Origin of the sequence: Acinetobacter sp. YH01005 (assembly GCF_013420465.1) — a bacterium.
GTDB lineage: Bacteria > Pseudomonadota > Gammaproteobacteria > Pseudomonadales > Moraxellaceae > Acinetobacter > Acinetobacter amyesii.
Map to the genome: position 1 here is coordinate 22,634 of NZ_VOYA01000020.1, position 16,086 is coordinate 38,719.

At 40.0% G+C, this 16,086-nt stretch carries 15 protein-coding genes; 10 read left to right on the plus strand and 5 right to left on the minus strand.

Going from position 1 to position 16,086, the window contains the following annotated elements; all coding sequences use genetic code 11:
• Positions 1 to 12 precede the first annotated feature (12 nt).
• The gene (locus FTT72_RS12885) at positions 13 to 2,157 is read right to left on the minus strand and encodes an MFS transporter (protein ID WP_180178505.1); all 2,145 of its coding nucleotides are present in this window, start codon (positions 2,155 to 2,157) and stop codon (positions 13 to 15) included.
• A gap of 205 nt (positions 2,158 to 2,362) precedes the next feature.
• Here FTT72_RS12885 and FTT72_RS12890 point away from each other — a divergent pair, with 205 nt between their 5' ends.
• Positions 2,363 to 5,011, plus strand: a complete 2,649-nt coding sequence (locus FTT72_RS12890) for a Lon protease family protein (protein WP_373686926.1) — start codon at positions 2,363 to 2,365, stop codon at positions 5,009 to 5,011.
• A 182-nt stretch (positions 5,012 to 5,193) separates the two neighbouring features.
• Here FTT72_RS12890 and grxD read toward each other — a convergent pair whose 3' ends face one another.
• Positions 5,194 to 5,535: a Grx4 family monothiol glutaredoxin gene (grxD, locus tag FTT72_RS12895; RefSeq protein WP_067762767.1), complete on the minus strand. Its 342-nt coding sequence runs from the start codon at positions 5,533 to 5,535 to the stop codon at positions 5,194 to 5,196.
• A gap of 198 nt (positions 5,536 to 5,733) precedes the next feature.
• On the opposite strand from grxD, the gene FTT72_RS12900 reads away from it, so the two are divergent.
• Complete coding sequence (locus FTT72_RS12900; protein WP_111884225.1) at positions 5,734 to 6,945, plus strand: aspartate aminotransferase family protein; 1,212 nt, start codon at positions 5,734 to 5,736, stop codon at positions 6,943 to 6,945.
• Between the two features lie 67 nt (positions 6,946 to 7,012).
• On the opposite strand, the gene FTT72_RS12905 is transcribed toward FTT72_RS12900, so the two are convergent.
• From FTT72_RS12905 to surE, 3 genes are all read right to left on the minus strand, one after another.
• Positions 7,013 to 7,942: a LysR family transcriptional regulator gene (locus FTT72_RS12905; protein WP_180004878.1), complete on the minus strand. Its 930-nt coding sequence runs from the start codon at positions 7,940 to 7,942 to the stop codon at positions 7,013 to 7,015.
• Positions 7,943 to 8,034: 92 nt separating this feature from the next.
• Positions 8,035 to 8,865, minus strand: a complete 831-nt coding sequence (locus FTT72_RS12910) for a peptidoglycan DD-metalloendopeptidase family protein (RefSeq protein ID WP_180178514.1) — start codon at positions 8,863 to 8,865, stop codon at positions 8,035 to 8,037.
• Positions 8,866 to 8,979: 114 nt separating this feature from the next.
• On the minus strand, positions 8,980 to 9,753 hold the full coding sequence (gene surE, locus FTT72_RS12915) for a 5'/3'-nucleotidase SurE (RefSeq protein WP_180063509.1): 774 nt from the start codon (positions 9,751 to 9,753) through the stop codon (positions 8,980 to 8,982).
• A gap of 116 nt (positions 9,754 to 9,869) precedes the next feature.
• Between surE and FTT72_RS12920 the strand changes: the two genes are divergently transcribed.
• The 8 genes from FTT72_RS12920 to hflD all read left to right on the plus strand — a co-directional run bounded on the left by FTT72_RS12920 (position 9,870) and on the right by hflD (position 16,077).
• Entirely contained in the window at positions 9,870 to 10,244 is a 375-nt protein-coding gene (locus FTT72_RS12920; RefSeq protein ID WP_180165145.1) for an MCR_0457 family protein, read from the plus strand.
• 215 nt (positions 10,245 to 10,459) lie between these two features.
• A complete protein-coding gene (locus FTT72_RS12925; protein WP_111884221.1) occupies positions 10,460 to 10,846 on the plus strand; it encodes an MCR_0457 family protein in 387 nt (128 codons plus the stop codon).
• Positions 10,847 to 10,964: 118 nt separating this feature from the next.
• Entirely contained in the window at positions 10,965 to 12,113 is a 1,149-nt protein-coding gene (gene dacC / locus FTT72_RS12930) for a D-alanyl-D-alanine carboxypeptidase PBP5/6 (protein WP_078191838.1), read from the plus strand.
• 103 nt (positions 12,114 to 12,216) lie between these two features.
• Positions 12,217 to 12,747, plus strand: coding sequence for a gamma carbonic anhydrase family protein (locus FTT72_RS12935; protein WP_180050528.1), 531 nt, complete (start codon positions 12,217 to 12,219; stop codon positions 12,745 to 12,747).
• Between the two features lie 216 nt (positions 12,748 to 12,963).
• On the plus strand, positions 12,964 to 13,416 hold the full coding sequence (locus FTT72_RS12940; RefSeq protein WP_180178507.1) for a hypothetical protein: 453 nt from the start codon (positions 12,964 to 12,966) through the stop codon (positions 13,414 to 13,416).
• Positions 13,417 to 13,706: 290 nt separating this feature from the next.
• A complete protein-coding gene (locus tag FTT72_RS12945) occupies positions 13,707 to 14,192 on the plus strand; it encodes an NUDIX hydrolase (RefSeq protein ID WP_168379208.1) in 486 nt (161 codons plus the stop codon).
• A 4-nt stretch (positions 14,193 to 14,196) separates the two neighbouring features.
• Complete coding sequence (gene mnmA, locus FTT72_RS12950) at positions 14,197 to 15,333, plus strand: tRNA 2-thiouridine(34) synthase MnmA (RefSeq protein WP_180178508.1); 1,137 nt, start codon at positions 14,197 to 14,199, stop codon at positions 15,331 to 15,333.
• 12 nt (positions 15,334 to 15,345) lie between these two features.
• Positions 15,346 to 16,077 (plus strand): high frequency lysogenization protein HflD, encoded by a 732-nt coding sequence (gene hflD / locus FTT72_RS12955; protein WP_078190181.1) that lies wholly within the window; start codon positions 15,346 to 15,348, stop codon positions 16,075 to 16,077.
• Positions 16,078 to 16,086: the final 9 nt, after the last annotated feature.

The following is a 16,086-nucleotide window of genomic DNA, read 5'->3' on the forward strand; positions in this document are numbered from 1 at the left end:
AGTTAAATTGAATTATGAACTGGATTTCTGTTCATGTTCTCTCAATAGTTTGGCGACCCAAACCACTAAAATTAAAATCGGAATACCAATTAGAGTTGTCATCAAGAAAAATTTCGGATAACCGATATTGGTCACAATCGTACCAGAATAACCGCCTAAAATTTTAGGGGTTAAGGTCATTAATGAACTGAAGATAGCATATTGAACAGCTGTGAAAGAAACACTGGTTAAACTCGATAAAAATGCGATAAACGCCGCGCCTGCAAGTCCTGACGCCAAATTATCAACAATAATCGCGAAATATAACCACAGCGAACTATAAGGCTTAATGACCTTTCCTTTGATGTCCACATTCTGTTCAGCACTTGCCAAATTAATCGGTTGAATATCAACACCAAGTACACCCGCCATATTGGCTGATGTATTCACTTGATATGTTAAATCGACACTCTTTTTCACTACATCATTTTCTAGCAGTTGAGCCGTTAATGTTTTTTGCTTTGCTGTTTCGAGCGCTTGCCCTGGAATTGCAGCACTAAAAACACCAGTTTTATCAAGCTTCGCGTCGAATGGTTTAGCATCCAAAATAATTTGAATTTTTTGATTTTCTTTTAACTCGCCTGCCAAGTATTGTCCACGGACCACGATACTATTTGCAGTCTCTTGAGCTGAAATCGTGTTATCTGAAGTCACTGGCAGCAACATCATTGCTGAGTTTGAAAAAGAATTATTCAGATACGGCAAACTCACCTGTACTGGATGTTGATTCTTAGACTGATAATCCGCACTGACCTGAATATTTTGATCAGCCGCCAAGACTGCTTTTGGAATTTGAACTGCCCAAGCTCCCGTGTCATCCGGCGTCGCTGTATATTGCTGCCCTGCTACATTTACAGTGACATCGCTTAATGGCTGACCTGATTTGACCAGACCGATAAAAATCAAGTTTGTTGAACTTGCTAAAATCGCACCAACAAACATCAATTTCATAATGTTCATGCGCTGCGCTAGCAAACCGCCAAGGAAGCCACCAACCAAGCTAAATATCACACCATAGACTTTTACAGCTTCGGCAATCTGCTCTTTGGTGAAGTTTAAATCTTGATAAAACACATTAGAAATGACGCCGGCGATAATATCGGAAATACGGTAAAAACCAATAAGTAACAACAACACTAAAGCCAGTTTTAGACCATAACGCTTAAAGAAATCTGCAACTGGATTAACCCAAGTTTCAAATGCCATCTGCTTATTTACAGCACCCGATTTCACTAAAACAGAACCGACACCAAAAGCAACCACAGCTGAACCAATAAAGCGTACAGCCTCTAAACAGAACAAGGCGAATGAGTCTGAAATTTGCCACTGCTCTTTCAAGCTTTCAACCGCTACACCTGAATAGATATAACTCAAGACAAAGGCAACCACCGCAGCAAAGAATACAGCGACTAAACGATAATAGTCGGTCCGTTTATAATGCTTTTGTACACGGTCAACTTGCGGCTCACGTATCGATAAAGTTGTGATAATACCGATAACCATCACAGCAGCCATTGCAAGGTAAGTATATTTCCAAGCTTCATAAATATAGTTACCTTTGGCCGTGCCTAAATATGCCGCCAAAAATAACGCCCCTGCACCTGCCACGATCATGCCGATACGATAACCTGCATTATAAGTCGAAGCTAAAACGGTCTGCATTTCAGTTTCTGCCAACTCAATACGATAAGCATCAATCACAATGTCTTGCGTTGCGGCAGAAAAACCTAGCAATACAGCGCCAGCGGCCATTTGGTAAATATAGCTTTGTCCTAAAGCAGGATCTGAAAATGCCATGATACAAATTGCACAGATAATGAGAACCTGAGCGATCAACAACCATGCACGGCGCCGTCCGAGTTGTTTAGTTAAAAATGGCACAGGCAACTCATCAATTAATGGCGCCCAAACAAACTTAAATGAGTAGCCAAGCGCTGCCCAACTAAAAAAAGTCACTGCACTTTTATCAATTCCTGCTTCACCTAACCAAAGCGATAAACTGGAAAAGATCAGTAAAATTGGGATACCGGCCGAAAAGCCAAGAAAAAGCATAATCAGCGCACGTCGGTCTAAAAATGCAGTAAAAGCAGATTTCCATCCTGAAGCTTGTGTTGTCATGACTCAGTTATTTTTGTCAAAATCGAATGTTGCTATTCAAGCGCTTAATGACAACGGTTTCAACAACATTTATGAAATCATTGTTTTATTTTATCGATATTTCGCATGCTGTTGCTTGATCTTTGGCATTAAACCTGTATACCTTAATTACATATCTCTATTCTTTAGTTTTTTGGATTCAACAGTGACCCAGCGACTTGAACAAATTCACTCTTCTTTATCAACCACCATTAATGAAACCAACACAAAAAACTTAGCAGAAACAGTAACGACACTAAAGAGCGCTTTTGATCAACCCGAAATACAGAATACTTTAACTAAAACCCAGTTGCAGCCGCTTCAGCTGACGCATACACCTGAACTCAAAAAAATACCAACGTCTACCAAGCGGATCAAACCACTTAATGACTTTTTAGGACAAGATCGTGCCCGAGCTTCGGTTGAAGCTGGCATTGCATTACCCTATTCAGGCTATAACATTTTTGCTGTAGGTACCGCAGGCTTAGGTAAGCGCACCATGATTAAGCGCTTATTACAACAACACGCTAAAAATATGCCAACGCCTTCAGATTGGGTCTATGTCAATAATTTTAAGTTTCCGCGTGAACCGATTGCGCTAAAACTTCCTTCTGGTCAAGCGACAAAATTCCAAACGTTATTACATCAAAGTTGGCAAACCACATTAAAACAGCTTGAACGTCGCTTTACCGCAGAAACCTATCACAATCGCATTGAAATGATTCGCCAACATGCTGGTGATGAACAACATCTTGCCTTAGTTGAATTAACCCGTGAAGGTGAAGAACTTGATCTTAAACTGATTTCTCAGGATGATGATCATTGCTTCGTTCCTGTTCATTTGGTTGATAACAAATACCAAGAAATGTCGAAAGAAGATATCAATGCATTAAGCAGTAAACAACGAGCTGAAATTGCGTCAAACGTCCGTTATATGGATAAAAAACTCGAACGTCTTGGTCTGCATCTTGGTGATCTTGAAGATGATGCTCGCGATAAAGTTCAGGTTTTAAACCGTGAAATTGCTAAACAAGTCGTCATGCCGCGTATTGATGTAATTCAAAATAAATTTAGCATGGTTGAAGGCTTAGAAGATTATCTGAAGCAATATGCAGATGACATCATTCAAAATGTTGAGTTTGTTCTTGAGCAAGAAGAAGATGACTTTACACCTGGCCTATTTAACCGCGTGCCATCTCGCTACCAAGCTAACATTATCGCCACACACAAACCAAATGCTGGTGCGCCCGTTATTTTTGAAGATTTCCCAACCCATTACAATTTGCTAGGTCATGTTGAACAACTGACCCAAAATGGCACCATCACCACAGACTTTACGTTAATCCGTCCTGGTGCATTGCATAAGGCTAATGGTGGATTCCTCATCTTGGAAGCTGAACAACTTTTAGAGCAGCCTTATGCATGGCAAGGTCTAAAACGTGCATTAAAGTCAGGACATTTAAAGCTGTCTTCACTTGAACATATGCTTACATTGACAGGCAGTATTTCGATTGAGCCTGAAGCTATTGATTTAAATATCAAAGTGATCCTGCTTGCTGAACCTGATATTTATTACGATATTTTAGAACTCGAACCAGAACTGGGCAGTGTCTTTAAAATTCGTGCCGATTTTACCGATACATTACAACGTAATGACATTAATGAGCAGGCATATATGCAGCTAATTGCTGATTATGTGCAAACAGACAAACTTCTGCCGTTTGACCGTACAGCACTTGCTGCACTGTTAACTGATTCAAGTCGTCAAGCTGAAGATCAAAGCTCTTTGTCATTACATGCCCTCACCTTAGGTGATTTGATTCGTGAAGCACATCATCATGCAGCACTTGCTGGCGATAAAATGGTGACAGAAACACATATCAACACCGCTCTTGATCATCGTAAATACCGTCTAGGCTACTTACGTGAATTATATTGGCAAGATCTCACTCGCGGTACACAGTTAATCGAAACCAAAGGTCATCGATTCGGGCAGATTAACGCCCTCTCTGTGATTCAATATGCTGATGTTGAATTTGGTTTACCGTCACGTTTAACGGCCTCGGTTTATCAAGGTGGCGGCGATATTTTAGATATCGAGCGTAGTGTAGAACTCGGTGGTTCTTTACATGCCAAAGGCGTCCTGCTGATGTCGAGTTTCTTAAAGGCACACTTTGGTCGTGAACAAATTTTACATTTTTCTGCTGCCCTTGCCTTTGAGCAAAGCTATGGCCAAGTAGATGGCGACAGCGCAACTGTTGCAGAGCTTTCAGCTCTGATTTCCGCTATTAGCCAATTACCGATCGATCAATCATGGGCAATCACTGGCTCAATGAACCAATTGGGTCAAGTTCAACCGATTGGTGGTGTAAATGCCAAGATTGAAGGCTTCTATGATGCATGTAAATTACAAGGGCTAACAGGCAAGCAAGGTGTGATTATTCCACGCCAAAATATGCAGCACTTAATGTTACGCAAAGATGTGATTGAAGCTGTGCAACAAGGTCAATTCCATATTCACGCCATAGATACCATTGACCAAGCTCTAGAAATTTTGATGGCGCGTCCAGTAGGCACTCTTGATAAAAAAGGTCGTTATAGCAAAGGCTCAATCTACGCTGCTGTCATGGAGCAACTTGAATACTGGCAAGCGATTGAAGATGGTGCTGAGTTTGAGGAAGAAGAGCCAAAGAAAAAGAAAAAAAAGAAGAAGTCAAAAAAGGACAAAGATAAAAAGGCAAAGAAGTCTGAAGCTCAAGACAGTACTGCTAAAAATGGGACTGCTGAAAACGAGCAAGGTGTTGAAGAAAGTCCGACTGAAGACAATCCGTCATAAATGTTCGATTAGATTATTCATTTGTTGATTTTTCCACCATTCATTGCACTTTAAATGCCTTTGAAATGGTGGAAAAACGCATAACCCCAGACTTTTTAGATAATTAAGTCATAAAAAAAGCGCCTTAAAGGCGCTATTTTTTATCTGTATCCAATGATTAAAATCATCAAATACATATCCAATTAAGCTTCCGGAGCTGGGCTATATTGTTCAACTAAAGGTTGTAATTCACCTTTTTGGAACATATCAAGCATAATGTCACTACCACCGATCAATTCACCATTGATCCATAATTGTGGGAAAGTCGGCCAGTTTGCAATTTGTGGAAGGGTTGCGCGAATATCTTGATTTTCAAGAATATTTACATAAGCAAATGGACGACCAATTTGACTGAGCGCTTCTACTGCACGCGCAGAGAAACCACACTGTGGAAACTGTGGAGTGCCTTTCATGTAAAGTAGAACTGCGTGTTTAGCAATTTGGTCACGAATTAACGCTTCTGTATCGCGTGCTTGTTCAGTCATTGATATATCCTCAATAAATCTGCTTCGCATTATACCCAAAACTGAGTAAAACAATATGACTAAAGCAATATTTCACGTTTTATTTACATTTCAGCTTTTCAAGTGAGTCATATTTTGCTTATATAGACCTCTTGATGCTCATATATATATGGCGTCTCCTCTATATTATTTCAATCACCTGACAAATTAGAGTTAGTCATGAATAACATTACCCTTGCCCCAGTACAAACTGATCAACCATCGCACTTGATGCCAGTATTTGGCCGCCAACCGATCAGCTTTGTCCGAGGTCAAGGTGCTCACCTGTATACCGCAGATGGCACAGAATACTTAGACGCACTGACAGGGATAGCTGTTTGTGGTTTAGGTCACTCACATCCTGCAATTACAGCTGCAATTGCTGAACAGGCAGCGACCCTCATTCATACCAGTAACTTATTTGAAGTGCCTTGGCAAACGGCTGCTGCGCAAAAATTAGCTGAAGTTGCGGGTATGGAAGAGGTTTTCTTCTCAAATAGTGGTGCAGAATCAAATGAAGGTGCAATCAAAATTGCACGTAAATTTGGTCATATGCAAGGTGTTGCAAGCCCTAAAATTATTGTTGCTGATCATTCATTCCATGGTCGTACCATGGCGACATTATCTGCAACAGGTAACAAAAAAGTTCAGGAAGGTTTTGGCCCACTGGTTGAAGGTTTCATTCGTGTGCCTTTCGGTGATATTGAAGCAATTGAAGAAGCTGCAATTCACCACCCAGACATCGTAGCGATTTTGGTTGAGCCGATCCAAGGCGAAGGTGGCGTCAACACTGCTCCTCAAGGTTTTAGCTATTTAGAAGATATTCGTCGTATCTGTAACCAACACAACTGGTTAATGATGCTTGATGAAGTGCAAACAGGTAACGGCCGTACTGGTAAATACTTTGCATATCAACACACCAATATTATTCCTGACGTGCTAACTACAGCAAAAGGTCTAGGTAATGGCTTCCCTATCGGCGCAGTCATGACTCAAGGTCGTGGTGTTGGCGTTTTAACAGCGGGTAACCACGGTTCAACTTATAGCGGTACAGCATTAGGTTCACGTGTGGTTTATACCGTGATTGATACCATTCAAAAAGAAAACCTTGTTGAAAATGCTGCAAATATGGGTGCGTACCTTGTTGAGCAATTCACAGAGCAACTTGCCGATCAAAACGTAACTGTTCGTGGTTTTGGTTTAATGGTCGGCATTGAATTACCAAAAGCATGTGGTGAACTTGTGAATATTGCACGTGATGAGCATCACTTGATTATTAACGTAACAGCAGGTTCTGTGATTCGTTTATTACCTACGCTAAACATCAATAAAGAACAAGCGGATATCTTGATTGAACGCATTGTTAAAATGGTGAAAAACTTTCTAGCGTAATTTGTGCCGAAAGTAAAAAAGCCGCTGATTGCGGCTTTTTTTATATCTTTTTAAACCTTTTTTGTTTTTATGAGGCTTCTTGGTATACACGTCCGCCTGGTAATTGACTGAAATACAATTTTAATGCATCTAGGCAACGATGAATTTTAGTAGGCTGTTGATCACGTTTAGACATCACCGCATATAGAGTAAATGATGGTAAGCGCCATTCTGGTAAAACTTCAACAAGAGAACCGTTTAATAAGTCTTTTTGCGTATCTAGATATAATATTCTTGCAATGCCATGTCCTTGTTGGCACATTGCTTTTGCAGCAAATACATTATTTGTTGTAAATCGGGAATGCACATCCAATGCAACCTGCTCTTTCGTCACTGCATTTTCAAATGCAAAATGCTGAAAGTTTTTAACCAAATTTATTTGAACCATATCATGATTTTGTAAATCTTCTGGTCGTGTAATTAAACTGGTTTGGTTGATATAGCTTGGTGCAGCAACGAGAACTTGTTCAACATGTGCCAATGGCACCACATGAAACTGTTGATCATCAATTTTTGAACTCATTCGTAGCGCAATATCAATGCGTCCATCAATTAAGTCGATATATTGATTATCTGCTTCTAGATGAACGGATAAACCACGATGTGCCGACATCCAATGTGACAATGCAGGAATCACATGATTCGCACAAATTTCTGGTGTTGATGCAATACGTAATTCACCGACTAAGTCGTCACGAAGTTCATTGATACGAATTTTGCCGCGCTCTGCGGCAGATAGCATCTCTTGGCAACTATGAAAAAAAGCTTGTCCAGCTTCTGTCAAACTTAACTTACGTGTTGAACGATGTAAAAGAATGACTTCCATATCCTGCTCTAGTGAGCGGATTTGCTGACTCACGGCACTCGTGGTAATACCTAACTCACGAGCAGCACCGCTAAACGAATTTTTTTCCACAACGCAAGCAAAGACACCCATTGCTCGAAGTTGATCTAACATAAATTTCCCTCATAAACTTATGAGAAGCTTCATCTTTCGATAAAAGCAACTCATTGTATTATACGGGGATATTTTGCTTTTGCATTATATATTTAATTATTTGGTAAAACTGAAGTTGGATTGATTGGTTTACCATCTAAACGCACTTGGAACTCAAGCATCGTGCGGTTGGTACCCGATGAACCCATCTCACCAATTTGCTGCCCTGCTTTCACAGTATCGCCACTTTTGACATTCATTTTACTGTTATGTGCATATGCAGTGATATAGCCATTAATGTGCTTCACCAAAATTAAATTGCCGTACTCTTTAAGACCATCGGCTGCATAGACCACTTGACCATCAGCTGCTGCAAAAATAGCGTCACCCGTATTGCCTGCGTAACGTGTTCCTTTCACATTCGATGCTAAGTTATAACCTTGTAATACCGTAGGACGTGATACTGGACTCACCCATCGTAAACTAGATGAACTGACCACTGGCGTTGGAACTGTAGTTCGCGTCACTGTCGACGGTGTGGTTGAAGCTTGTGTCACGGGTGCTGTTTGCGTTGGCATTGCAATCGTTTGGCGTTGAATTGGTGCCGCTTGAGTCATGGCTTGCGTAGACGTTGTACGACGTGAGCCGCCATTTTTAAGGCGAATGGATTGTCCAACATAGATGCGATAAGGCTGCGCAATATCGTTCATTTCTGCAATGCTGACATAGCTCAAACCATAGCGAGCGGCAATGCCACTTAAAGTATCTCCCGAACGAACTGTATAATAATCCGGAGCAGTCGCATAACGGGTCGCATTATTAATTTGTGGTTTTGACGCACAGCCAGTCATGACCAAAGTCGTAACAACCGCAGCAGATAAAACAAGGGTCTTAAATAATGCTGCAGGAGCGGCAATAACGCGATATTGTGACACCAGGGACATCATCTTCCTCACTAATAATTCAAATATAGTCATTATGAATGGGCTAAGATTAGCAAAAATCCACTCTAAAAAAGTTGCGGCATAACCATTTTCACAAAGTTATAACATTAATACTTAAGATTTAGATAACTCTGAGTGCAAGTTATTCAAAATCTCATAGTTTGTAGCATCCATTTGTATAGGCGTTACACTGACATAACCATTTGCCACGGCAAAAAAATCTGACTCGATATCGGTTAAGCCTTTTTTAGGCTCTGCCACAGCCTCACCTGCCAAGCCAATCCAATAGACTTGACGACCACGCGGGTCTACATGACTGGTAATCGGTTTGGACTGTAAACGTCGCCCTTGATAGGTCACTTTAGTGCCTTGAAGTTCAGCGACATCTGGAATATTGATATTAAAAATATGTCGTGCAGGTAGCGCGGGTAGTCCATTGGCAATAAAATCATGCACCCATTGTGCAGCTACGGCATAATCTTCAGGGTTGTTATAACTACGCACATTCGGCCCAGCCAAAGACACGGCTAGCGCAGGTTGTTTCATTAGACGACCTTCAAATGCGGCACCGACCGTCCCTGAATACAGCACATCATCACCCAGATTTGCGCCGCTATTGATCCCACTCACCACTAGATCAAATTCAAAATCGAACAGACCATTCATTGATAAATACACACAGTCCGCAGGTGTGCCATTTACCGCCCACATATTTGGTGCAATTTCGACAGGTCGTAATGGTCGATCTAAAGTCAGTGCACTTGAAAAACCACTGCGTTCACTTTCAGGTGCAACAATCACCACACGACCGAGAGGACGCAATGCATGTGCTAAAGCTTGGATACCGGGAGCAAAAACGCCATCATCATTGGCAATTAATATATTCACAACTAAATTTCCATTACTAAAAAATTAAAAATGACTCGCAAGAACATTTTATTGAAATATATGAATAATTATATATATTTACATTTCAACATCCAGCATAAATGTGTGTGTACAAAATGAATAAAACCGTAGCACTTCGTGGTTTCTTGGGCTTTGCTCTAGCAGCTTGCATGACTCAAACTGTGGTCGCAGACAATGACTTCACTCAAGAAGAAGCCAATACCATCGTAAAAGAAGACATTGCATCTGCACAAGTCATGTTAGAAGTATGCCCTGCGATTATTGGTCAAAATGCAAAATTTGATGCTAACATTCAAGCACTCACTAAAACATATCTTGCTGATTATTCTGATAAATCAATGACTTTAGAAAAACTACAGTCTGACAGCGAATATAAATCAGTTCTTGAAGAAGCACGTCAAGCTGCTAAAGAAACTGATAAAGCTGAACAAAAATCAGTTTGTGATGACGTTTTAAATTATGAAGGTTAATTGATCATTCAGATTTGGACGCCCTCTCAATAGGTTAGTCCTAATTGCATCAAACCTGCCAAAAAAGGATGACGCTTTATAGCCTCATCCTTTTTTCTTTCACAATGTATTGATTTCTAAACAGCTTCAATACAATTTTCTACTGATCTCTACCCAAAATATGATTAAGCTTGGCTAATAAATTTTAGCTATTTGATATCTTTTAGGTTATTTAAATGAAAAACTCTTTTGTAAAATCTCTTTGTGCCCTTAGCCTTTCTGCTTTTGCGTTCACCACCATGTCTGCACATGCCGCAGATGAAAAAATTGAAGTGACTCCTACACCTCAAGTGACCAGTCAAGAACTTGCAGCTATTTATGTACTTTCTGAAGTTTGTCCAAAACTGGTGAATGACAAAGATCAGCCGAAGTTTGAAGCGGGTTATGCAAAATTAGCCAAAGAATATATGCCGAATGAAAAGAACCCAGTAAATGCTTTACAGCAACTCAGCAAACAAAAAAGTTTTAAAGACGCTTTAAAAGAAGCGCAGTCTGATGCGAAGAAAGCTGGCGATAAGAAAAATGGTGCGATTTGCAAAGAATTGACTGCTTACAGCAAATAATACCAATTGGTTACAATACTTTTAAAATAAGCGCTTGCACCCCATAGCAGTCCGCCTAGCTTTGTCCTAAAATGCTAGGCTCTTTGTGCTTATACCTAAGTTATTGGAACCACCCAGAATGACCCGAAAAACCGCCCTTGCCGCATTACTACTTGCACCTAGTTTTTCATTCGCGGCAACTGTCCTTTCTGCACCACCTGAATTAAATAATAAATCTTATGTGCTGATGGACTATGAGACAGGGCAAATCCTTGCTTCTAAAAATGAAAACGAAAAATTAGCTCCTGCTTCAATGACAAAAATGATGACCAGTTACATCATTGAGCAAAAGTTATTAAGCGGTGAACTAACTGAAAATGAAAAAGTACGTATGAATGAGTCGGCTTGGTGTCGCGGCAGCAGCACTGAGTCATGTATGTACGTTCCGCTCAACGGCACTGCAACTGCATTAGAAATGTTACGTGGCATTATCATTCAGTCGGGTAACGATGCTTCTAAAGCTATGGCAGAACATATTGCTGGCAATGAAGGCACCTTTGCCCACATGATGAACCAAGAAGCGAAACGTATTGGCATGGTGAATACTCAATTCATCAATGCGACAGGTATGCCAGCTGAAGGTCATTTCTCGACTGCCAAAGATATGGCGACTCTAGCGCAACATATCATTCATGACAGTTCAAAATACTATCCGATCTACTCTGAAAAAGAATTTACGTTCAATGGCATTAAGCAAGGCAACCGTAATGCCCTGCTTTATACTGACCCAAGTGTAGATGGTTTAAAAACTGGCCATACTGAAGAAGCGGGCTACTGCTTAACGACTTCAGCTAAACGTGGTCCTTTACGTTTAATTTCAGTGATCTTTGGTGCGCCAAGCATGAACGAGCGTGCATCTCAAACACGTGAAATTTTAGCTTGGGGTTATGCAAACTTTGAAACTGTAAAAGTTCAACCTGCTAAACAAGTGCTTGCAAAAGCAAAAGTTTGGTACGGTAAAGACAATGAAGTTCAAGTAGGTCTAGCTGAAAACTTTAACGTGACGATGCCTAAAGGCGAAGCGAACGCCATTAAAACTCAATTGGTTGTTCAACCAAAATTAACTGCTCCTTTAAAACAAGGTCAAGTGGTCGGTAAATACGTTGCAACTCTTAATGGCAAAGTCATTGCTGAAAAACCACTTGTAGCTCTACAAAATGTTGAAGAAGCTGGTTTCTTTGCAAAAATGATTGATCACATCAAACAATTCTTTAGCAACTTATTCTAAGTTTGATGAAAACTCGATATTAAGACTAAAGTGAAAGCATCTAGATTTCGGTCTAGGTGCTTTTTTATTTTATACTGCCTAAAAACCTGTAGATGACTTTCCTATGAGCCAAAACATTCGCCCTTATTTAGACACTGTTCCACGTATTGCTGACTCTTGCTATATCGATGAAATGTCAGTGGTGATTGGCGATGTTGTATTGGCTGAAAATGTCTCTGTTTGGCCATTTGCTGTGATTCGTGGTGATGTAAACCATATTCGTATTGGTAAAAACTCTAATGTGCAAGATCACTCAATGTTGCATGTGAGTCATAAAAAAGCCGATAAGCCTGAGGGTTCTCCACTGATTATTGGTGAAGATGTCACAATTGGTCATCATGTAAAATTGCATGGCTGTAGTATTGGTAATCGTGTTTTGGTGGGTATAGGTACGATTATTTTAGATGATGTAATTGTTGAAGATGATGTGATGATTGGTGCTGGTTCACTGGTTCCACCTAATAAGGTTCTAGAAAGTGGTTATTTATATGTGGGCAGTCCCGTTAAGAAAGTTCGACCACTGACGGATAAAGAAAAAGCATTTTTACCGTATTCAGCGCAGAATTATGTGAAGGTTTCTGGGAATTATAAATAAAATAGATTTTGCATAAGATGTTTTATGTTCAATAAAGATAAAGCTAACTTTATAGGTAGCTTAAACTGTAGTTTATATTTTTGGTTTTTCATACAGAAAATATGAAACTCTTAGTGCCAAGATTTCATGTTCATCTTGGCACTATTTATATCCAAAACGGTTATTCATTTCACTTTTTAATGAACATAGTTGCTCATTATTTAAGCCAGTACCAAAATGAAAAAAAGTAAAATTATTGGAATTATTGGAATTATTAGTGATAATTCTAAGTGCTTTTTAAAAAATGGGATTTGTATAGCAAGTTTCGAATATTCTCATTCTACTGAAAAAACGCTATATAGGAATAGAGATGCTTTGACAGAAGATGAAAAGTTAAATTGGATTCATTTACATAGTATTTATCCAAAGAGCGAGATAGGATTTTGGAATAATTGCACTGAAATATCTTCTAAATCAATAGTGTGCTCATTTCAACAACTTGTTAATACAAAAGAATGTGTCCCTTTAAGTATTGATAGATATCCCATTGAAAATTGGCGGTTAAAGTTTTATGAAATAACGATACTTAATCATTATCAGTTTGAAATAAAAAATTATACTGGACGAAAAAACTCATGGATAGAAGATCAACATATAAATGTTATGCAAGAGGTATTGTGTGATAGTTAGAAATGGATCAGGAAATTTGAACAACTAATAAAAGTGCTATTCGAGACTGTATACGAAATACTATTTTTATTTCTTACAATTCATCATTTTATCTCATACAAAAAACCAGCTAAGCAGAGTTTTACTTTTTTTAATAATTTATCTTGCCCTGCACTCATTATTCAATCATTGTTCTACAAAAATTTTTACCCAAACTCAAAAATCATCTTCCTCCAAAGAATTCACTTCCCATCATAGCCACCGCTCCCTAAATTTTGTAGAATAGCGTTTTTACCCCATGGTGCTTTTCTATGACCGCTTGGACTGCTCACGTCACCGTTGCAACTGTCGTTGAAAAAGACGGAAAATTCCTATTTGTTGAAGAACATACAGAAGGTGTGACCCATACTGTATTTAATCAACCTGCAGGTCATGTCGAAGCTGGTGAAACCATTATTGAAGCAGCCATTCGAGAAACCATGGAAGAAACAGGTCACGATGTAGAAATCACGAACCTTCTAGGCATGTATACTTATACTCCCCCGATGTTCCCTGATCGTACTTATTTCCGTTTCTGTTTCTTAGCTAAAGACATTCAGCACCATGCCGATGCACAATTAGACACAGGTATTGCCGGTGCAGTATGGATGACGCTTGATGAACTCATTGAGTCTGCCCGTGCGCGTAGTCCATTAGTCATCAAAGCTGTGCAAGATGCTCTTTCAGGTCAAAAATTTCCTTTATCGCTCATTTACGAGCACCAAAATTCTCCCTTAATTTCAAATTTGGATGCTTAATCCTATGCAACAACGTGTCATCGTCGGTATGTCTGGTGGTGTAGATTCTTCTGTATCTGCAGCACTTTTACTTCAACAAGGTTATCAAGTTGAAGGTCTTTTCATGAAAAACTGGGAAGAAGATGACGGCACGGAATACTGTACGGCAATGGAAGATCTTGCCGATGCTCAAGCCGTTTGTGACAAAATTGGTATCAAACTTCATACTGCAAACTTCGCGATGGAATATTGGGACCGTGTCTTTGAGCATTTCTTAGAAGAATATGCTGCTGGTCGTACACCAAATCCAGATATTCTCTGCAATAAAGAAATTAAATTCCGTGCATTTCTAGACCATGCTGTGAACTTAGGTGCTGACTTCATTGCGACAGGCCATTATTGCCGCCGTGGTGAAACACTAAAAAATTCACGTGGTGAAGAGTATGCCCCTCTACTGCGTGGCCTAGACAACAATAAAGACCAAACCTATTTCCTACATGCAGTGCATGGTCGTGAAATTAACAAAACTTTGTTCCCTGTGGGTGAAATTGAAAAACCACAAGTGCGTAAAATCGCTGAAGAATTAGGTCTAATCACCGCGAAGAAAAAAGATTCAACAGGAATTTGCTTTATTGGCGAACGTCGATTTAATGACTTCTTAAAGCAATATTTACCTGCTCAACACGGAAAAATCGTCCTAGACACGGGTAAAGAGGTTGGTGAACATCACGGCTTAATGTACTATACGCTCGGCCAACGTGGTGGCATCGGTCTTGGTGGTCTAAAAGGTGCTGAAGAAGGCGCTTGGTTTGTACTACATAAAGATATCGAAGGTAATCGCCTAGTCGTTGGTCAAGGTCATGAACATCCACTCATGCAAAGCACCATTTTATGGTCTGAAGCGATTGATTGGGTGGCTGGTGAACAAGAGATTCCTGAATCAGGCTTCCGCTGCACAGCGAAAACTCGTTATCGTCAGCCTGACCAAGACTGTACAATATTTAAAGACCCTACAGCGCCAAATGGTGTGCGTGTCGAATTCGATGAGCCACAACGTGCTGTTACACCGGGTCAAAGTGTGGTGTTCTACACCGGTGAAGTTTGTTTAGGGGGTGGTGTGATTCATCATACCAATGCGCCTAAACCGGATTTTATTGAATAAGGATTGTTTCGGATGACAGAGTTACCGTTTCAACAGCCTCAGACTCTGAATACTCGCCAAAATCGTGCATTGGCGTTAGCTGCTGTTTTTCAAGCGACACAGCTGACCCACATGACTGCATTGACTGGGCAACAGAGTATCGGGGAAAGCGGTAACTTTTATTTTGAACATCTCATTAAAGCCAGTTTAAATATCCGTCCTAAGTCGAATCAGTCTAGTCAGACGCTTGATTTTTTTAGTGGCTTGGCGGATATTTCGCTGGGATTAAAAACCTTAGAAAGTAGCATTACTCAACCCTTCAATACATCTCCCAAATCTAGACTTCCTAAACTTGCCAATACTAAGCTACCCATGACCTATGCGATGGCGTTATTGCAGTTAGAAAAGAAAGTCTATAGCAATCCTAAATTTGTCGAAATCATCGAACAATCCCAACAAAAAATTCTAAGACAGCTTTCCTTTTTTGATAATAATTATTTACATCCAAGTATCATTGCAAACCTTGCCCAAACCTATATTGAAACTGCAGGCCAAATTAATCCACGTATTATGGTTCGTGGTAATGCCGAAGCATTTAAAGACACTTCTCATACCAATCGCATTCGCGCCACCTTATTTACCGGCTTACAAATGGCACATTTATGGCGTCAGCTCGGTGGTAGCTCATGGGGTATGATTTTCAGTAAGCGCAAGCTACTACAAGATATTCAAGATCTTGCCCGTTTACAGTATCAGGTGGTTTAACTGATGCAG

Excerpts from the sequence above, each read along its gene's own strand:
- FTT72_RS12885 (WP_180178505.1), bottom strand. The coding sequence starts at position 2,157 with ATGACAACACAAGCTTCAGGATGGAAATCTGCTTTTACTGCATTTTTA.
- grxD (WP_067762767.1), bottom strand. The coding sequence starts at position 5,535 with ATGACTGAACAAGCACGCGATACAGAAGCGTTAATTCGTGACCAAATT.
- FTT72_RS12900 (WP_111884225.1), top strand. The coding sequence starts at position 5,734 with ATGAATAACATTACCCTTGCCCCAGTACAAACTGATCAACCATCGCAC.
- FTT72_RS12905 (WP_180004878.1), bottom strand. The coding sequence starts at position 7,942 with ATGTTAGATCAACTTCGAGCAATGGGTGTCTTTGCTTGCGTTGTGGAA.
- FTT72_RS12910 (WP_180178514.1), bottom strand. The coding sequence starts at position 8,865 with ATGTCCCTGGTGTCACAATATCGCGTTATTGCCGCTCCTGCAGCATTA.
- FTT72_RS12920 (WP_180165145.1), top strand. The coding sequence starts at position 9,870 with ATGAATAAAACCGTAGCACTTCGTGGTTTCTTGGGCTTTGCTCTAGCA.
- FTT72_RS12925 (WP_111884221.1), top strand. The coding sequence starts at position 10,460 with ATGAAAAACTCTTTTGTAAAATCTCTTTGTGCCCTTAGCCTTTCTGCT.
- dacC (WP_078191838.1), top strand. The coding sequence starts at position 10,965 with ATGACCCGAAAAACCGCCCTTGCCGCATTACTACTTGCACCTAGTTTT.
- FTT72_RS12935 (WP_180050528.1), top strand. The coding sequence starts at position 12,217 with ATGAGCCAAAACATTCGCCCTTATTTAGACACTGTTCCACGTATTGCT.
- FTT72_RS12940 (WP_180178507.1), top strand. The coding sequence starts at position 12,964 with ATGAAAAAAAGTAAAATTATTGGAATTATTGGAATTATTAGTGATAAT.
- FTT72_RS12945 (WP_168379208.1), top strand. The coding sequence starts at position 13,707 with ATGACCGCTTGGACTGCTCACGTCACCGTTGCAACTGTCGTTGAAAAA.
- mnmA (WP_180178508.1), top strand. The coding sequence starts at position 14,197 with ATGCAACAACGTGTCATCGTCGGTATGTCTGGTGGTGTAGATTCTTCT.
- hflD (WP_078190181.1), top strand. The coding sequence starts at position 15,346 with ATGACAGAGTTACCGTTTCAACAGCCTCAGACTCTGAATACTCGCCAA.